Annotated in this window: 18 protein-coding genes; 15 read left to right on the top strand and 3 right to left on the bottom strand. The window is 42.3% G+C overall.

The features are described from left to right. Positions 1-72 precede the first annotated feature (72 nt). On the bottom strand, positions 73-1437 hold the full coding sequence (gene guaD / locus BABA_RS22620) for a guanine deaminase (RefSeq protein ID WP_007087583.1): 1365 nt from the start codon (positions 1435-1437) through the stop codon (positions 73-75). A 154-nt stretch (positions 1438-1591) separates the two neighbouring features. On the opposite strand from guaD, the gene BABA_RS22615 reads away from it, so the two are divergent. From BABA_RS22615 to BABA_RS22590, 6 genes are all read left to right on the top strand, one after another. Next, positions 1592-3253, top strand: coding sequence for a sigma-54 interaction domain-containing protein (locus tag BABA_RS22615; RefSeq protein WP_007087582.1), 1662 nt, complete (start codon positions 1592-1594; stop codon positions 3251-3253). Between the two features lie 226 nt (positions 3254-3479). Beyond that, the gene (locus BABA_RS22610) at positions 3480-4586 is read left to right on the top strand and encodes a DUF917 domain-containing protein (RefSeq protein ID WP_007087581.1); all 1107 of its coding nucleotides are present in this window, start codon (positions 3480-3482) and stop codon (positions 4584-4586) included. Further along, on the top strand, positions 4570-6123 hold the full coding sequence (locus BABA_RS22605; RefSeq protein ID WP_007087580.1) for a hydantoinase/oxoprolinase N-terminal domain-containing protein: 1554 nt from the start codon (positions 4570-4572) through the stop codon (positions 6121-6123). The genes BABA_RS22610 and BABA_RS22605 overlap by 17 nt, the downstream gene beginning before the upstream one ends. A 17-nt stretch (positions 6124-6140) precedes the next feature. Next, positions 6141-7457, top strand: a complete 1317-nt coding sequence (locus tag BABA_RS22600) for a purine-cytosine permease family protein (RefSeq protein WP_007087579.1) — start codon at positions 6141-6143, stop codon at positions 7455-7457. 34 nt (positions 7458-7491) lie between these two features. After that, positions 7492-8586, top strand: a complete 1095-nt coding sequence (locus tag BABA_RS22595; protein ID WP_007087578.1) for a DUF917 domain-containing protein — start codon at positions 7492-7494, stop codon at positions 8584-8586. Continuing rightward, positions 8586-10169 (top strand): ROK family protein, encoded by a 1584-nt coding sequence (locus BABA_RS22590; protein ID WP_007087577.1) that lies wholly within the window; start codon positions 8586-8588, stop codon positions 10167-10169. Before BABA_RS22595 ends, BABA_RS22590 begins: the two co-directional genes overlap by 1 nt. A 141-nt stretch (positions 10170-10310) precedes the next feature. Here the strand turns inward: BABA_RS22590 and BABA_RS27425 are convergent, their stop codons facing one another. Beyond that, entirely contained in the window at positions 10311-10454 is a 144-nt protein-coding gene (locus BABA_RS27425; RefSeq protein ID WP_157273248.1) for a hypothetical protein, read from the bottom strand. Between the two features lie 245 nt (positions 10455-10699). Here BABA_RS27425 and BABA_RS22585 point away from each other — a divergent pair, with 245 nt between their 5' ends. Beyond that, positions 10700-11332, top strand: a complete 633-nt coding sequence (locus BABA_RS22585) for an FMN-dependent NADH-azoreductase (RefSeq protein ID WP_007087576.1) — start codon at positions 10700-10702, stop codon at positions 11330-11332. A gap of 61 nt (positions 11333-11393) precedes the next feature. Here the strand turns inward: BABA_RS22585 and BABA_RS22580 are convergent, their stop codons facing one another. After that, positions 11394-11732 carry a hypothetical protein gene (locus BABA_RS22580; protein WP_007087575.1) on the bottom strand — a complete coding sequence of 113 codons (339 nt, stop codon included), beginning with the start codon at positions 11730-11732 and terminating at the stop codon, positions 11394-11396. A gap of 105 nt (positions 11733-11837) precedes the next feature. Between BABA_RS22580 and BABA_RS22575 the strand changes: the two genes are divergently transcribed. From BABA_RS22575 to BABA_RS22540, 8 genes are all read left to right on the top strand, one after another. Next, positions 11838-12464, top strand: coding sequence for a metal-dependent hydrolase (locus BABA_RS22575; RefSeq protein WP_007087574.1), 627 nt, complete (start codon positions 11838-11840; stop codon positions 12462-12464). A gap of 75 nt (positions 12465-12539) precedes the next feature. Next, entirely contained in the window at positions 12540-12860 is a 321-nt protein-coding gene (locus tag BABA_RS22570) for a YbjQ family protein (protein ID WP_007087573.1), read from the top strand. Continuing rightward, on the top strand, positions 12860-13084 hold the full coding sequence (locus tag BABA_RS22565) for a hypothetical protein (RefSeq protein ID WP_007087572.1): 225 nt from the start codon (positions 12860-12862) through the stop codon (positions 13082-13084). Before BABA_RS22570 ends, BABA_RS22565 begins: the two co-directional genes overlap by 1 nt. A 199-nt stretch (positions 13085-13283) precedes the next feature. Beyond that, a complete protein-coding gene (locus tag BABA_RS22560; RefSeq protein ID WP_007087571.1) occupies positions 13284-14183 on the top strand; it encodes a hypothetical protein in 900 nt (299 codons plus the stop codon). A gap of 116 nt (positions 14184-14299) precedes the next feature. Continuing rightward, positions 14300-15043 carry an ABC transporter ATP-binding protein gene (locus BABA_RS22555; protein WP_007087570.1) on the top strand — a complete coding sequence of 248 codons (744 nt, stop codon included), beginning with the start codon at positions 14300-14302 and terminating at the stop codon, positions 15041-15043. Beyond that, positions 15024-15758 carry an ABC transporter permease gene (locus tag BABA_RS22550; protein WP_007087569.1) on the top strand — a complete coding sequence of 245 codons (735 nt, stop codon included), beginning with the start codon at positions 15024-15026 and terminating at the stop codon, positions 15756-15758. Before BABA_RS22555 ends, BABA_RS22550 begins: the two co-directional genes overlap by 20 nt. Positions 15759-15777: 19 nt before the next feature. Continuing rightward, the gene (locus BABA_RS22545; protein ID WP_007087568.1) at positions 15778-17235 is read left to right on the top strand and encodes a sensor histidine kinase; all 1458 of its coding nucleotides are present in this window, start codon (positions 15778-15780) and stop codon (positions 17233-17235) included. Continuing rightward, a complete protein-coding gene (locus BABA_RS22540; RefSeq protein ID WP_007087567.1) occupies positions 17232-17918 on the top strand; it encodes a response regulator transcription factor in 687 nt (228 codons plus the stop codon). The genes BABA_RS22545 and BABA_RS22540 overlap by 4 nt, the downstream gene beginning before the upstream one ends. Positions 17919-17988 lie beyond the last annotated feature (70 nt).

Raw genomic sequence — 17988 nt, 5'->3', positions numbered from 1 at the left:
TCTTCGTGTTTCCTTTATCTCAGTTGGAGCGCTCCAGGCCATACGCCGCTGACCAGGGCGCTTGCGCTTTTCTTACCGTGAATGCACCTTTTCGCCCTGAACCCACACTTCTCGAATGTTTTCCGGCCGAACCAGGTAGATGATTTTTTGAAAAATATCCTGTAGGTTTTCATTTGCATCATAAAGAGGCAGCTTGGCAGCCGCCACTCTCGTCTCAATAACTTGAACATCCCAAGCGTAGTTTTCCTCTAAACGCCCGATTGGCAGGCTTACACTTTCACCGCCGCCCGCCGTTGCGAGATAAAATGCTTCATTAAGTGTAATCCGTGAATGGGGCACACCTCGTTCTTCAGCAGGAAGGGCCGGATTGACGCCATCTTCTAGCATGCGCGATGACATGACTGCTTGTCGCACATTATCAAACAAACTCGGAGAAAACCCTCCAGAAATGTCAGATCCTAACCCAATCTCCACGCCCTTAGAATGCAACTGAGCAATTGGAATCACGCTGTTGGCAAAATAGGCATTGGAAATCGGGCAATGGCAGACTGCTGTCCCTGTTTCCGCAAATAACTCTGCATCCCGATCATCTAAGAAATTACAATGTGCCATAACAGATTTCTTACGTAATAGGCCAAAGTCATGTAAGGCGAAGGCATCATTTTTGCCAAAACGCTCCCGAACATACCCATGCTCCCAATCACTTTCGCTGCAGTGCGATTGGATATATGTATCATGCTTCGCCGCTAATGCGCCTAACCCGTTTAACACTTCGTCGGTACAGCTTGGAATGAAGCGCGGCGTCACAACGGGGTAAACCCCTTGTTTCGTCTTCTTCGCTAGTTCTTTGACTGCTAAAATAAATTCCTCTGTATCCGCTAACGCCGTCTCTGAATCAGCGTCCCGATAATAGTCGGGCGTTTGGTCAGGATTATCCATCACCACTTTTCCGACTAATCCCCGTTGTCCTTTTTCGGCGCAAATGTCAGCGAGCGCTAAACTGGCTTCCTTATGAACCGTGGCGAAATAAAGCGCCGTGGTTGTTCCATTTGCCAGTAAGGTGCTGACGACATCTTGGTAGACATTTTTCGCAAAATCTAGATCTGAGAATTTCGACTCAATCGGGAAGGTATAGGTGTTTAACCAATCATAGAGTGGGATATCCAATGCTGTTCCCGCTTGCGCCCATTGCGGAGCATGGACATGCAAATCGATAAAGCCCGGCAGAAAATACTGGCCGTCCGCCAAACGATGAAAGCTCTCATCATCTTGATAGGTATCTAGTAAAACTTGATAATCGTAATCGTCCGGAGCGATGATTTTTTCAATCATGCCTCCTGCATTAATACAGAAAAGATGGTCCTTTAAAGTTTGTACCACTTTTGGTGATTTGCTTGAAAAAGCAGTTCCTTGGAAAATGTGCGTATATGTTTTCATTCAGTTCACCTTAATGTTCAAAGTTTTTATATATTTGCAATTATAGAGGATTCGAAATGGGGATGCAAAAAGACGTCCCCTGCTTCCACTTTGCTTTATTATTTTGTCAGTGTTTATAATTTATTAACTCTACAATCCAAAAGGAGGGAAGGTAATGTCCTTCTATAAAAAATTTGAAACCTATTTAAATCATGAAGTATTTAATGATACCCCGGGAATAGTCGAAATCAAAACAAGAAAGGAGCTGCTTGAAGCGCCGGATGTGGATCAGCAGCAGATGAGAGAGATTTTTCAAACGGGCATGAAATCAGTGATTATAGCCCCAGGTTCTGCTCCGACTCTAAACTTTCCGATAAAAATCAGATTAAAAGTAGAGGCAGTTTTGTTGTTATCTCCAAAAAACAACAGGGAAGAGGAGTTTGCAAGCAAGCTTGGTTATTTGGAAAAACTAGCTGACCTCGGATGCATGTGGGCAGGGGGGAGCGCTGAAAAGGAGCAAGTAAATAAAGACTATGATCTCGCAAGAATGAAAGTAAAAAGAGTATTTTCAACCCTTACCCAGCCATTGTGTCTTGTTAGTTCAACTGGGGTGATACAGGAAATCAATGACCAGCTTGCTTCAATGGCGGGAAAAAGAAGAACGATCTTACTTGGAGAGAGGATTTCACAGTTGCTGACACCTTCCAGTTGGGAAAGGATTCTAGGGGAAACCCGAAAAGGAGAAATGCAGCTAAGGCTTCACAATCATCGAGAGGGGGATATTTTAGCAACGGTTCAGCCAATTACATATGAGAGGGAGATTGAATCTTACCTTATTATTGTCAAAAAGTTAAAAACACCTAAGAGTGAGACGAAACATAGAAAGCTGCATACGTTTGCGGAAATTAAGGGTATTAGTGAACTGCTCAGGCAAGCAATCCATGCAGCGAGGCGGGTGGCCAAGGGAGATGCCACCATCATGTTGCGAGGGGAAAGCGGAACAGGGAAGGAATTGTTTGCGCAATCGATCCATAGTGAAAGTGAACGGAAGGAGAAACCGTTTGTCACGATCAATTGTGCGGCGATTCCGAAGGATTTGCTTGAAAGTGAATTGTTTGGCCATGAAAAGGGCGCCTTTACTGGTGCGGAAAAGGATAAACCCGGGCGCTTCGAAATAGCCAACAAGGGAACGATTTTTTTAGATGAAATCGGAGATATGCCCCTTTATTTACAAGCGAAAATCCTTCGCGTTATTCAAGAAAAAACCATTGAACGAATTGGCTCGAATAAAAGTATTGACATCGATGTGCGGATCATTACGGCAACGCATCAAAACTTGGAAAGTCTCGTAAAGGAAGAGAAATTTCGCGAAGATTTGTATTATCGGATCAGTGTGATTCCGATTTTTATTCCACCGCTTAGGGAGCGGAAGGAAGATTTGCCGATTTTAATCGAACATTATATGAGGGAATTCTCAAAGGTAATGAAGCTTCCTCCAAAACGATTATCAGAAGAGGCGCTGCATAAGCTCCTTGACTATCATTGGCCCGGTAATATTCGGGAGATGCAAAACGTCGTCCGCCATTTTGTCGAGTTGGAAATTGGCGAAACAGTTACACTGAAAAGCTTGCCATTACTAGTTTTTGATAAAGATGAGGAATTTACGTTAAAGCGGGTTGCCGATGCCTCTAGATCCTCTTCTAAACTAGAGAAAAGTGAAATTATCCATTTGCTAGACCGTTATGGATGGCATACAGAGGGAAAGAAAAAGGCGGCATCCGTCCTGGGAGTCAGTCTTGCCACCCTATACCGGCGAATGAAGAAGCTGCATATATGACAAAATGAGAAAAGCTGAGAAACTTTGATAAAATATGAGAAAAACGATTAAATGTATTAATTTTTTCCGTATTACAGCGTTTTATTTCTCAATTTTTCTCAACGTGAGAAAAAATAAACTAGATGCAAGATTGTTCCAAAACATCAAAATAGTTTGTGAATCGTTGGCTTTTTTATAAAAATAAAAGTTGGCACGAAACTTGCATATTAAAAGGATGTGATTGTCAATGGGGTGGATTATCACAAAAAAAGATATCCCCTACATTAGTTTAGGCGCAAAATTCCTAGCATGTGGCGGAGGTGGAGACACAAAAACAGTTGAATACTTATTCCTTTCGATAATGGATGATTCGGATCTTATTGTGGTGAAAACAGCTGTTGAAATCGAACATGAATGGATTGTTCCAGTGGCAATGGTGGGCTCTACCGTTTTATTTAATGAAGATTTGCCTACAGGGACGGAGCCCGCACAGACGCTTAGACTGTATGAAGCAGAAACAAAAAAGAATGCGGATGCCGTGATTTCGATGGAAATCGGAGGAATTAATGCCTTAATTCCACTGCTGATTGCTTTAGACAGAAATCTTCCGGTTATTGATGGAGACGCAATGGGAAGAGCGTTTCCGAGGTTGGAAATGTCGACATTTTTCAACTCGAATATTTCTGTGTTTCCATTGGCGGCCAATTCTAATGAAGAGACGCTAATCGCAAGAAATCAGCAAGAATTTGAAGAGGTATTTAATTCGTTTATTTTCAACCGAAAAGGATTTGGCCATATCGCCTGTTTTGGAATGACGGGTTCGCAAGCGAAGTCGATTATGCTCCCTGGGACATTAAAGCTGACACGCAATATCGGAAAGGCATTAACAACAGGCTCTGTTGATGAGAAACTGGCATCGCTTCAATCCATATTTTCAAATTCTATTTATGGGGAATTACAAGTGGGTTTTGTAGGACGTATTGGAACGATCGAACGATGGTTTGAGGACAAGTTGCTCGTAGGTTCCTGCCAGATTGCAGGACAGTTGTCCTATTCAGATGGAAACGCGGAGCTTTATTTCCAAAACGAATTCTTAAGCATTAAGGTTACTGGCAAAGGGTCATCCGCAACCCCTGACTTAATCATCTTGCTCAACTATGAAACGGGGATGCCGGTGTCTGTGTCTGATATTCGCGAAGGGTTGTTCGTACTTGTTCTCACCATACCCGCCTCTAGTATTTTTTATACAAAGGAATTGTTCAAGCTCGTCGGCCCAAAAGCCTTTGGAATTCCAGATCATTTCTACCCTACAGGTGAGGGATTAGGAGGGCTGCCAGATGAAAATTGGCATTGATATCGGCGGGACGACAACACATGCTGTCTTGGTCACTAGTGATGGCCGGCTTTTACAAGCGTCGCAGCATATCACCACCCCTGATTTATTAACTGGGGTAAAGGGGGCTGTTCAAGCCCTCTTCGAAAGGACAAGTATTTGTCCCGCAGGGGTTAAGGGCATCTTTATTGGCACAACCGAGTTAATCAACGCAATATTTGAGGGACGAGTGATGTCGAGAACCGCGTTGATTCGGATTGGAACGCAGCCGACAAAAATAAAACCGGCTCTTACTTTTCCAGAAACATTGCGGTCATCGCTTAAGAAGGTTTGGTTTGTAAAAAGCAGCAACCACTATAACCACGCTACATTAGAAACGAACATATCTGATGGATTAGTATCCATTTTTCAGCAAATCGAAACAGATGCAATTGAAGCCATTTCAATTGTCGGTACGTATTCACCGATGTATGAAGAAGAAGAGCTTTGGGTGAAGGAAGCGATAAAGAAACGCTTTCCGAACATTGCGATTACCGTTTCACATAGACTTGGAAGTATCGGTTATATCGAACGTGAAAATGCAGCCATCTTAAATGCCTTATTTTCAAAACTAATCCGCAGCCTTTTGGCTGAGCTATCTACCTGTTTTTCCGGTTTATCCTTTACTTGTCCCTTCTGGCTGACCAAAAGTGACGGGTCGTTGATGACGGTACAGGAGGCAATGGATTTCCCTGTATTAACAATTTTCTCAGGGGTTGCTAATAGTTTGAAAGGGGCAGTAATCTTAACCTCTTATAAGGATTTGCTTGCTGTGGATATTGGCGGAAGTAAGATTTATGCCGGCCGGGTTCGAAATGAGCAGCTGAGAGAGGTCAATTCTTCTACCAATCTAGCTGGAATTGATACGAGTCTAGCGATGCCGGAGTTTATTTCCTTGCCTTTCGGTGGTGGAAGTATCCCCAACATCAAGGATGGCCATGTCCGATTTCTGCCGCATCATTCGAATGATATTGCGATAGAAGGTTTGTCATGGGGTGGGTCCTCGTGGACGGTGAGTGACTGTTTTTTAAAACTTTTTCCGGAAGCTTTTTATGATGAAAAAATTGATCCTGTAAGACTGGCAGGCTTGTCAAACAGCGATTGTGAATTGGTGGTCAGTCATGTAATGGGGCAGCTTAAATTAGCTTTGGATCAGTTTCAGGAGAGTGAAGAGGAACTGCCGATCGTGCTTGTCGGGGGAGGTAGTCCGCTTTTTGGGCATGAGTTGTTTGGTCCGTATAAACAAGTGATGAATCCTGCTGGTTATCCGATTAGCGGTGCGATCGGAGCGTGTTTTGCCCCAGTAAGTGAAGTGGTTGATAAAGTCTATTGGCTTCATAACAGATCAAAGGAAGAGATTCTGGATGAGGCTGTCGCCGCCTGTAAAAAGGCCGTTTTGAAAAAAGGTGCAAGCCCGGAATCGATTCAAATCTCCTATGTGGAGGAATATCCATTTGCCTATTTAAGAGGTGAGATCCTTCGTGTGAAGACAAGGGCAACGGGGGAATTAATTTTATAAAAAAGGAGTGTGTGGAAATGTCCGGAAAAACAAATATTGGAGATGATTTCTCTTTATCTAGAGTTCCGCAGTCAGAAAGGCAGTCGCTATGGAGCATCACGATTGTCAGGGTGGGTTCGCTTGCAACAATTTCACAATTTTTATTAGGGGCTGCACTAGGATATGGCATGACCTTTTGGCAGGCTTTTTGGGCAACGATGCTCGGCAGTGTCATTTTAGAGGTTATCAGCTTTCTGTTAGGCTATGCTGGTGCCCGTGAAGGTCTTTCGACAAGTCTTTTATCACGATGGACGGGATTTGGCCGCTATGGTTCAAGTATCATTGGGGCAATCATTGCGATTGCGTGTATCGGCTGGTTTGGTGTGCAGAACTCTGTTTTTGCAAACGGACTTGTTCAAGCAACAGATGGTGCTTTAAGTCTTCCTGTTGCTGCAACCCTTACAGGATTAGCAGTAACGGTTTTAGTAATCTTTGGATTTAAATTACTGAGCGCAACGGCTTCAATCGCTGTTCCTGCATTTCTTTTGGCAGTAGGTGTTGGCATTTATCAAGTGCTGAGTGATCATTCGATTTTCGACTTAATGGGAGCAGCCCCTGCCGGTGAGAAGCTTACGATGGGTGTTGCAGCGACAATGGTTGCTGGCGGATTTATCATCGGTGCGGTCATCACGCCTGACTTTAGCCGATTTGCCAAAAGTGGAAAAGATGTCTTTTGGATGACGATGATTGGCACGATTATCGGTGAGCTTTGTATCAACATGATTGCCATATTAATGGCACTTGCAGCCAAAACAAGTGATGTAGCCAGCATTATGATGCAGACATCCGGCTGGCTTGGAGCGCTTGTGGTGGTATTTTCGACAATCAAAATTAATAACTTGAACTTATATTCTTCGTCGCTTGGGTTTACGACTATTTTTGATTCAATTTTCAAACTCAAGCTCAACCGCGGTATGGTTACGCTGGTTATCGGTATTATTGGTACGGTGCTTTCTGTTCTTGGTATTCTAGATAAATTTGTGGACTTCCTTGTGTTGTTAGGTGTATTTATTCCGCCAGTTGCCGGGATTATGGTGATCGATTATTTCTTATTAAAAACACACCGCAAAGCCCTGGATGAAAGCCGAAAAACGGGGGCATTGCCAGAGGATAGTGAAAAGCTAAACCCGATTACGTTAATTGCTTGGGCAGCCGGATTTCTTGCTGGTTATTTTGTCAAAGCCGGTATTCCTTCCATCAACTCACTTGTAGTCAGTGCCGTGATTTATTACGTTGGAATGCTGATTATGAAAGCAGTTAAAAAAGGAAATGGGGTAAATCGGAAGGTCGCATAAGGTTAATTTTTAGAAAATTGGAGGTATTTGGATTATGAGAAAAATAGGAAAACAGGAAATTGAAGATATGGCAGTTGGGGCTGCACTGCTCGGAACAGGCGGCGGAGGCGACCCTCACATTGGAAAGCTGATGGCCTTGCAGGCAATTGAAGAATATGGCGAAGTGACGCTCTTAGATGTGGATGAAGTTCCCGAGGATGCGCTTGTTGTTCCTTCCTCGATGATGGGGGCGCCGACAGTTATGCTTGAGAAGCCGCCAAGTGGGGAGGAAGCGATTGAAGCCTTTCAAATCCTTGAAAAATATTTGGGAAAAAAGATATATGCGACATTCCCAATTGAAGCGGGCGGAGTCAATTCAATGCTGCCGTTTGCCCTTGCGGCACGATTAGGTCTGCCTGTTATTGATGCGGACGGCATGGGAAGAGCCTTCCCTGAATTACAAATGGTGACCTTTTATTTAGATGGCATTTCAGCGACACCAGGAGTTTTTGCTGATGAAAAAGGGAACACCGCTTTGTTATCAACAATCGATAATGTGTGGACGGAACGAATTGCCCGCGCTGCTACCGTTCAAATGGGCGGCTCGACAATGGTGGCCATGTATTCCATGACCGCTAAGAATTTGAAGGAGAGCGGCATCCCGAATATCTTGAAGCTGGAAGAAGAAATCGGAAAAACGATCAGATTGGCGAAAGAAAACAATGTGAACCCCATTCGGGAAGTGTTGAAAATAACCGGCGGATTTGAATTATTCCAAGGAAAAGTCAGTGATATCAACCGCAAAACGGAAACAGGCTTTGCCCGCGGAGTGGCAACCTTTGAAGGTTTGAATGCCTATAAAGGTGAAACATTACAGCTTCGCTTCCAAAATGAACATCTGCTTGCCCAGACAGAGGATCGCGTTCTTTGCGTGACACCGGATTTAATTGCCGTGCTTGATGCAGAAACGGGTCTTCCAATCACGACGGAAGGAATCCGCTACGGTGCCAGAAGTGTCGTCATTGGCATTCCATGTAATCCAAAATGGCGGACTGAAAAAGGAATTGCCACTGTCGGGCCGAGATATTTCGGCTATGATGTTGACTATGTTCCGGTAGAAGAGCTTGTGAAAAAAGGAGTGACATTATAATGGGATTTTTTCGTATAGGAATTGATGTGGGCGGTACCCATACGGATGCCGTGCTATTAGATGAGAACAATCAGGTAGTTTCAGAAACAAAGTCAGCGACAACAGAGGATGTTGCGACAGGTATATTTAATGCCATGCACAAAATTATTAACGATGCAAATGTTCCTCGCGAGCAAATCAAATTCGCGATGCTCGGAACAACACATTGTACGAATGCCATTGTCGAAAGGAAAAGATTAAACAACATCGCTGCGGTTCGGATTGGTGCTCCGGCTACATTGGCGGTAAAGCCGCTGATTGGTGTACCTGATGACCTTCGCGATGCATTAGGAAAGCATGTCTATCTTGTTCGCGGCGGCCATGAATTTGATGGCCGTGAGATTGTTTCATTAGATGAAAACCATTTGTACCAAATTGCAGAGGAAATTAAAGGTTCGGTGGATTCCGTTGCCATTACATCTGTTTTCTCACCAGTTTCCAAATCACATGAAGAGCGGGCAAGTGAGATTTTTAAGGAAGTATTAGGGGAAGAGACGGCGATTTCCTTATCTTCGGAAATTGGCTCTGTCGGTCTGTTGGAAAGGGAAAATGCGACGATTTTGAATGCTTCTGTTGTTAATGTGGCGAAAGCAGCAGCAGATGGCTTTATTAATGCCTTGAAAAATGAAGGTGTTGATGCCAAAGTATTTTTTGGCCAAAATGATGGGACATTAATGTCGGTAGACTATGCGGTGAAATACCCCATTTTCACAGTAGCATGCGGTCCTACCAATTCATTGCGCGGTGCCTCTTATTTAAGTAATCTATCAGATGCAATTGTCGTCGATGTCGGCGGTACGACGTCCGATGTTGGTGTACTAGTTCAATCCTTCCCGCGGGAATCTTCTTTGGCCGTTGAAATTGGCGGTGCACGGACCAATTTTCGGATGCCTGACCTGGTTTCAATGGGACTTGGCGGCGGTACAATTGTCCGTATCCAGGAAAATGGGGAATTCACGATTGGACCAGATAGTGTCGGCTACCGCCTTCCTGAGAAGAGCTTGATTTTCGGCGGGGATACGTTGACGACAACGGATGTGGCTGTGGCGCTTGGAAAAGTGGACCTTGGCGATGCGGAGAAAGTTGCACATCTTGATAAAGAATTATTGGGTAGAATCTATGCAAAAATAGTTGAATTAGTAGAAGATGCGATCGATAAAATGAAAACAAGTGCGGGACCTGTGCCAGTCATCCTTGTTGGCGGGGGCAGCGTACTACTCCCAGAACATCTAATCGGAGCATCTGAGGTGATTCGTCCTGAGCATTCAGGTGTCGCAAATGCGATCGGCTCTGCCATTTCACAAGTCAGCGGGCAGGTTGAAAAGATTTACGTGTTAGATGAGATTGGTAGAGAAAACGCCTTGGAGGCAGCAAAGTCGCAAGCGATGTCAGAAGCGATCCAAGCTGGTGCCGATCCAGATACTCTTGTCATTGTAGATGTCGAGGACGTTCCGCTTGCTTATCTTCCGGGAAATGCAACAAGAATCCGTGTGAAGGCAGCTGGGGATTTAGCTCAGGAAGATCAGCCTGTAGCGTCAATGTAAGATAAGAGTGACCATTATTTAAAAAGAACCTTGAAGAAACGCCCCGGGAATACGTCTTACATTCCGGGGCGTTTGGGTTTGTTTATGAAACTAGCTTTCGTTAAGTCTGAGAAAGACCATTACCTAAATAGGTAACAATCTTTATGAGACCTTTTGTACTTCCGATTCATGAACTAATTCCACATGAAATTTGTTGTCTTTCTCCCGAATTTCCCAATAGCCGGAAGTATACTTATAAATCACCTTATAAAACTTCCCATTGTATAATACTTCTTCCATATCCACGTTTATACCACCATCCATTTAAAAAAATAAGTGATATATACCTATTCCTAATTTCGTCTTTTTATGACAAAAAGCAGCGAATTTAGAACCACGGGCGGAGAGATAAAATCTCTCTGTCTTATTTTTAATAGCAGGGGAATACCTTCCACCGTTACCAATGTGTTTCGGTTGACTCTATTTTTGAATTAATATATTATTAATTCGAGATAAGCGTAACTAAGATATTTAAAGGAGATTAATATTAAATGAACATATTAGTAGTAAAAGCAAATAACCGTCCAGCTTCTGAAGCTGTTTCTAGTAAAATGTATGAGACTTTCATGGAGAACTTAGAAGGCGTGAACGTCACAACTTACGATGTTTTTGCAGAAGATATGCCTTATTTCGGCCAGGATTTATTCAATGCTTTTGGAAAAATGCAAGCTGGCGAAGAGTTAACAGACCTTGAACAACGTATTTTAGCGGCAAAACAAAAAGCAATGGATGCATTATCAGCAGCAGACGTTGTGGTATTTGCCTTCCCATTGTGGAACTTAACAATTCCAGCCAAATTACAAACATTTGTTGACTATGTGTATGCATCAGGTTTCGCCTTCAAATATGATGAAAATGGCCAATTAGTCAGCTTAATGACTGATAAAAAAGCTGTTATTCTAAGTGCACGCGGCGGCATTTATTCCACACCAGAAGCAGCACCAATGGAAATGGCTGCAACATATATGAAAAATGTATTTGGCGGCGTATTCGGTATGCAAATCGTTGATGAAGTCATCATCGAAGGTCACAATGCCAACCCAGCACAAGCTGAGACCATTATTGCAGAAGGCTTAGCAAAAGTGGCAGAAGCAGCAAAAGGTTTGTCTGCAGTCTTAGTATAAAATGATTCAGAACTTGATTATTAAAGGGTTAGAGTGAGAAAGTAGAGCAGTGAGATCAATCTCACTGCTCTTTTTCACTTAATCTACTTTCAACCGTATTTGTCGAAAAATAAAAAATTTCCCAGGAGATATTGATGGAATTCGGATTTATTTGTAGAAAATTAGTAGTATAACGTTTTATTGCCTCTTTATAATATCCTCGCCAATTACATTCATTCTTTTTCCATCCTATTATTAATCCAAATCTGTATTTCATGGGAATTAGACCGAAGACTGCTTTCAACACCAAAAATCTATTAATGAAAGGGGAATTACCTTGAGTAAGAGAAGAACAAAAAACAGCAAAAGCAATTAGAAGAAGGGGTTCAAGCTTTTCTTTTTTTGATATCATCCAATCCAAACTTAAATTCCCTCTAAACAGAACAAACGTTTTGATGTAAACTATATTAAGTGTGGTGTTTTTGTGAAATAGCCACAACAATTTATTTTAGAGGTGGATATACATTTGAATGGTACAGCACATACTGCAATTGGAGCAGCGACAGGATTTGTCGTTGCCAACACGTTTCAGACATCTCCCTCTACGACACTCTTATTCGTAGGATTAGGAGGAATATCAGCTTTAATCCCTGATCTTGACATTGATGGGAGTCTTCGCGGTAGAATTACCATATCCCATAAGGTAATTCGGACGGTTGCTCAGCTAATTGGGGCTCTGATGATCTTTTATAGTTTTTTTGAGGGCGGAGCTTCAGAAAAATGGTTTGGCATCGGTATTGGATTGGCTTTGATGGTGATAGCCTCGAAAATCAAGCAAAAACATATGTTAACAATCACAGGAATTGGTGTACTTGCGGGGGGTGTCTCCTTACAAGAACTATGGTTAATCCTACTTGGGATTTATATTTTAATAGCGTCCTTTGTATCGCACCGCAGCTATACCCATTCGCTATTGGGAGTCATTTTCTTCGGGATCATCGCTTCCAAATTTGAAGCGTCCCTCGGAATTGACGGTGTTTTCTATACCTGCCTAGCCGGATACATTAGTCATTTGCTGGCAGATCTTAAAATCTTACCGTTTAATAAACGGGGAATAAAACTGTTTTTACCTGTTTCATCGAAAGAAATCTAGCTACTTTTCATACTTGTTTTAATGATGAATAGGAAATGGAACACAACTAAAGATATAACGATGGAGGTGATTATTGTGTTAGTAGTTACCACAGAAAAAATTGAAGGTTACAAAGTTGTAGAAATAAAAGGCCCTGTATTCGGACTGATTGTTAGAAGCAGAGGGATTGGCGGCGATATTATGGCTGGTTTAAAATCGCTAGTAGGCGGAGAAATCAAGCAGTATACAGCGATGCTTGAAGATTCAAGAAAAGAAGCCTTGGATCGGATGATTAAAAATGCCAACCAAATGGGTGCAAATGCAATTGTGATGATGAGATTTGATTCTGGTGAAATCGGTAAAAATATGAGTGAAATTGTGGCATATGGAACGGCTGTTATTGTGGAGGCAATTTAATGAAGTTCGTCATAAGTATCTATGCCATAGAAATTATTATCGTTTTCTTATGCATCCTTCTTGGTTACTTTATTTACGACAAACGGTTTAATCGAAATCATGGTATAAAAGTTCCTGATGGATTCCAATCGACAGAGGAAATAAATATTGACCCTGTAACAGGAGAAAAAACCAGGGTATATTATAACCCTGATACCGGTGAACGGTTTTATAAAAAAGAATGAAGCAGGGGAAAACCACGAGTGCCAGGCACCATCCAGAAAAATGGAGGGTGCCTGGCACCTTTTTGTTGAAGCGCAAGAACCGTCCCCTGCTTCACAGCTTCACACATTTAAGAAACTTTTAATATTTCATTAATAGCCAGTTTAGACTATTTGTCTATGATGATCCTGTACCATCAATTTAGTTGGAGGAGGAAAGTCAATGAAGAAGAAAGTGCTGGCTGCTGCGGGCATAAGTGGATTATTAATGGCAGGAGGTGTCCTATCTGCCTCTGCATCGACCTCTGGATATGACCTGTTCAAAACGGCTGTGAAGAAAACGCACACTGTCGATAGTTTTAACGCTCATATCACTGCATCCCTAACAGATAACGGCAAAGAGATTTACCAGGTTGATTCCTTGAACACCCTAAATGTAAAGGATGAGTCCGGAAATAGCGCCGTCAGTGTGAAAAATGGCGGTACAACCACAAAGGTAGATTATTTTTCGAAGGCCGATCAAACGGTCGTGAAGAGCAGCAAGGATGATAACTACTATGTCAAACAAGAAAAGGCAGATAAGAAAGAGTCTAACCGAAAGGAACATAAAGATGAAAACCTCTCACCACAAATGCAAAAAGATGTAGAGGCCATCTTTGATGCGGTTACAAAAAATTATCAAGACAAGATTACTACGAAAGATGGCGGCAATGGGCAAACAGAATTGCAGCTTGATCTTTCTAAAAATCAAATACCTGCCGTTGGACAGGCGGTTGTGTCCTTCTTCCTTAAGAATATTGACCAGCAGAAGGACCATGTGGAAAAAGCGGAATTTGGCTCCTTACAGTTTGCTGATCTAAAACCACAGCTTCCACAACTGAAAAATAACATAAACGTATCCCGTGTCGTCCTAAACGGTGTAGTGGATAAGAGTGAATACTTAGTCGGGCAAGAAGCAACCATTTATGTTTCCGGTGATGATGTAAATGGAACACACCATGATCTTGTCTTAAAGCTTTCAAACAAATTTGATCAGTTGAATCAGGCGAAAGTTTCAAGCGTTGATTTAACAGGCAAAAAGGTTGTTACCGTACAAGAAAAACATGATGGGCATGAAGATTAATTTGCAAAAATAAACAACGAGGCAGGGGGCTTTTCCTCTGCTCTTGTTTCTAAAATTTGAATACTACAAGCAGGAAGCTTGTTTAGATAAAATCACTGTAAAAAGGAGTGAGCTAAATGCCGGTTCTTGAAGTGCAAAACGTCACGAAGCAATATAAAAATGGACGTGGTGTTGAAAATATAAGTTTTTCCATCGAACAAGGTGAAATTTTCGGGCTCTTAGGACCAAACGGTGCCGGGAAAACAACACTGATGAAGTGTATTGTAGCATTATGCCGCCCCGATCAAGGGGATATTTTGATAAATGGGTATCATGTAAGAGAACAGTTTGAACAAGCGATGCAATCGGTTGGAACACTCATCAGCGGGGTTGAGGCGTTTGATTTTTTAACCGCCTATGAAAATCTCCACCTAGTATCGCGGCTCTATCCATCTCTTGAAAAAGGAAGAATAGACGAGGTACTCCAGTGGGTCGGAATGGAGGCACATAAGCATGAAAAAGTGAAATCCTTTTCAACGGGAATGCGGCAGCGGTTATATTTGGCAGCTGCGTTACTATCCAGCCCGACTTTGGTGATCTTAGACGAACCAACAAATGGTCTCGATATTGAAGGGAAACTGGATTTTCAAGAGCTTATTAGCCGTTTGGCAAAAGAGGAGGGAGTTACCTTCATCCTTTCCACACATTTGATTGATGAAGTGGAGCGTTTATGTAATCGAATTGCCATTTTGTCAAAGGGGAAGATTATTGGTGAAGTGGCGAAAAGTCAATTAGAAGAAGGACAAACCTTTGAATCCTTTTATATGAGCAAAATTCGGAAAGGGAAGGAAGTGAACCAAGATGCTGAACTTACAAAATGAGTGGACCAAATTAGTCCGAAAAAAATCAACGATTGTCTTGTTATGCCTCTCAGCCTTATTCCCTTTACTTGTCGGCCCTGCGATTCAAATGATGCAAAGCAAGTTTGGCTTCATTGCCTTTGATGGAGAGTCTTTCCCGCTTGTGATCTTAAGTTTAGCCGTCACCTTTTACTTACCATTATTATTGGCCCTTTGCATTAGTGATATGTTTGCAGGGGAGCAAGAGCAAAAGACACTATCCTTCCTGCTTGTCAGACCGCTCTCACGGTTCAAGCTGTTCACTTCCAAGATTGTCTGTACGGGAATCTATTTATTGACTCTTTTACTCGTTGTCTGCCTTTCTTCATTAATTACAGGAGCCATTTGGTTGGAAAATTTTACCTTCAGTGGTTTGGCAATAAGTTTATTATCCTTTTTGTTATCCTGGTTTCCGTTAATGGCCATGGGAATCCTCTTGGTTTTTCTTGCCCAATGGGTTGGCTCAAGCAGCAAAGCATTAACTTTTTCAATCCTTCTTTACTTAATAATGGTTGTCTTAACTTATCTTGTACCAACCATTGCCGCGTGGCTTCCAGTTTATGATAGTAACTGGTATCAACGCTGGATCAATAATGGGATGAATGTCACAACTTTCGGCAGAAGCCTTTATCTTGTATCATTCTGTGCATTATTCTTCACACTAGGCTACTATAAGTTTAGTCAAAAAGAACTTTAATGAAGAAGGTAGTGTTTAGATGTCCATTCGTTTAAGACTTTTATTATCCAATCTCGCCATGATTCTTGTTCCCATCATATTTGTCTGCTTATCTGCGCTGTTAGTGGCCTTACTTTTTAGAGGGGATATTAAAGAATTGCGAAACATCTACCTCCCGCCGGAGCACTACGATCATATGACGGAAAAAAATCAAATATTAATTGATGTGCACAAGGAAACCATGAAGAATCCAGGAACATTTTTGGATCAATCCTATTTACAGAAGATTGACCTCCAATTAACTAAAACGGGCGGCACTTCATTAGTGGTGAGAAAAGGAAAACAACTGATCTATGTCCCCAAAAAATTAACAGGATTAGAAATGAATGAATTGCCGCCATTTGGCTTCTTTGGCGAAGTAGACCCGGTCGAACGAATTGATCATCAATTTATCTCAATAAAAAAGCTTGATTTTTTCTATCCTGACGGGGCAGAAGGTTCATTATTCTTTGTAACGGATGCCAGCAGTTTTGCTAAATTTGTACGGACCTCGTTCCCGATTTTATTTATTGGTTTGATCATTATTTTAATTGGTACAAATGGATTGTTGACCTACTATGTGTCAAGAAGTATCATCCGCCCGATTCGGGGTTTACAAAAGGCTGCCAAGCGAATGGAAGAAGGCGATCTGACACTTCCCATTCCGGTAACATCCAAGGATGAAATGGGGCAGCTTGCTCAAGGATTTGAAGAAATGAGAGTAAGGTTAAAAGAATCGATTGAAAAGCAGCTTGCCTATGAGGAAAATCGTAAAGAACTGATCGCCAATATTTCTCATGATTTAAAAACGCCGATTACGACCATTAAAGGATATGTGGAAGGAATCAGGGATGGCGTCGCCAACAGCCCTGAAAAAATCGATCGTTACATGCAAACCATTCATTCGAAATCGAACGAATTGGATCATATGATTGATGAACTCTTTTTATACTCCAAACTAGACTTGCAGCGGCTGCCATTTCATTTTGAACAGATTCGTTTTGATCACTACCTGCAGGATTTTGTCGAGGAGCTTCGCTTTGATTTGGAGGAAAAGCGGGTTGAAATTGCTCTAAACATAGAAAAAGGCGATTATCTCATCATTGGGGACCGTGAGCATTTGAAACGGGTGATTACCAATATTGTCGACAATTCGTTAAAGTATATCGATAAACCGGACAAAGTGCTTTCGTTTCATTTATCGACAGTAGATGAGCATGTTCTTTTCAAAATGACGGATAATGGCCCTGGGATTGCAGAAGAGAATTTATCGATCATCTTTGACCGCTTTTATCGTGTCGATACCGCGCGAGGCACGGAAAAGGGCGGGAGTGGACTCGGCTTATCGATTGCAAAGCGAATTATCGAAGAACATCATGGCTCCATCTGGGCAGAAAGCCGGCAAGGACAAGGAACAACGATATCTTTTACGTTAAATAAAGCGGGTGAAGAGAAGTGAAACGGATTTTAATCATAGAAGATGATATAAGTATTGCCGAACTTGAGCGTGATTACTTAGAAATAGACGGCTTTTCGGTTGAGATTGCTCTAACAGGTGATGATGGCCTACAAAAGGCATTAAGTAAGGAAGTCGACTTGGTCCTGCTCGATCTCATGCTGCCAGGAGTTGATGGCTTTCAAATTTGCAAAGCAATCCGAACCGAAAAGGATATCCCGATTCTGATGGTTTCGGCCAAAAAAGAAGACATTGATAAGATCCGTGGTTTGGGATTGGGGGCAGATGATTATATTGTCAAGCCCTTTAGCCCAAGTGAATTGGTCGCAAGGGTAAAGGCACATCTGTCTCGGTATCAACGACTAATTGGAAAGGAACCCCAAAGTGACAGTATTATGATCCGGGGCCTGCAGATTGATCAGGCTCCTAGACGGGTTTATGTCAATAACCAAGAGGTGGTTTTTACAACAAAAGAGTTTGATGTCCTCACCTTTTTTGCCCTTCATCCGAACCATGTTTTCAGCAAGGAACAATTATTTGAAAAGTTATGGGGCTATGACTCTCTTGGTGAAATTTCAACCGTAACCGTCCATATTCGAAAAATCCGTGAAAAAATCGAAACCGACCCCTCCAATCCGCAATACATTGAAACCGTCTGGGGTGCCGGCTACCGATTTAAAGGATGAAGCAGGGGACGGTTCTTGTGCTTCATAAGGGGCAAGGTTCCTCAAAGCAGCGGGTCCCTAAATAATCAAC

It is taken from the genome of Neobacillus bataviensis LMG 21833, from assembly GCF_000307875.1.
GTDB lineage: Bacteria > Bacillota > Bacilli > Bacillales > Cytobacillaceae > Neobacillus > Neobacillus bataviensis.
This window is presented reverse-complemented; position numbering and strand designations above follow the sequence as displayed.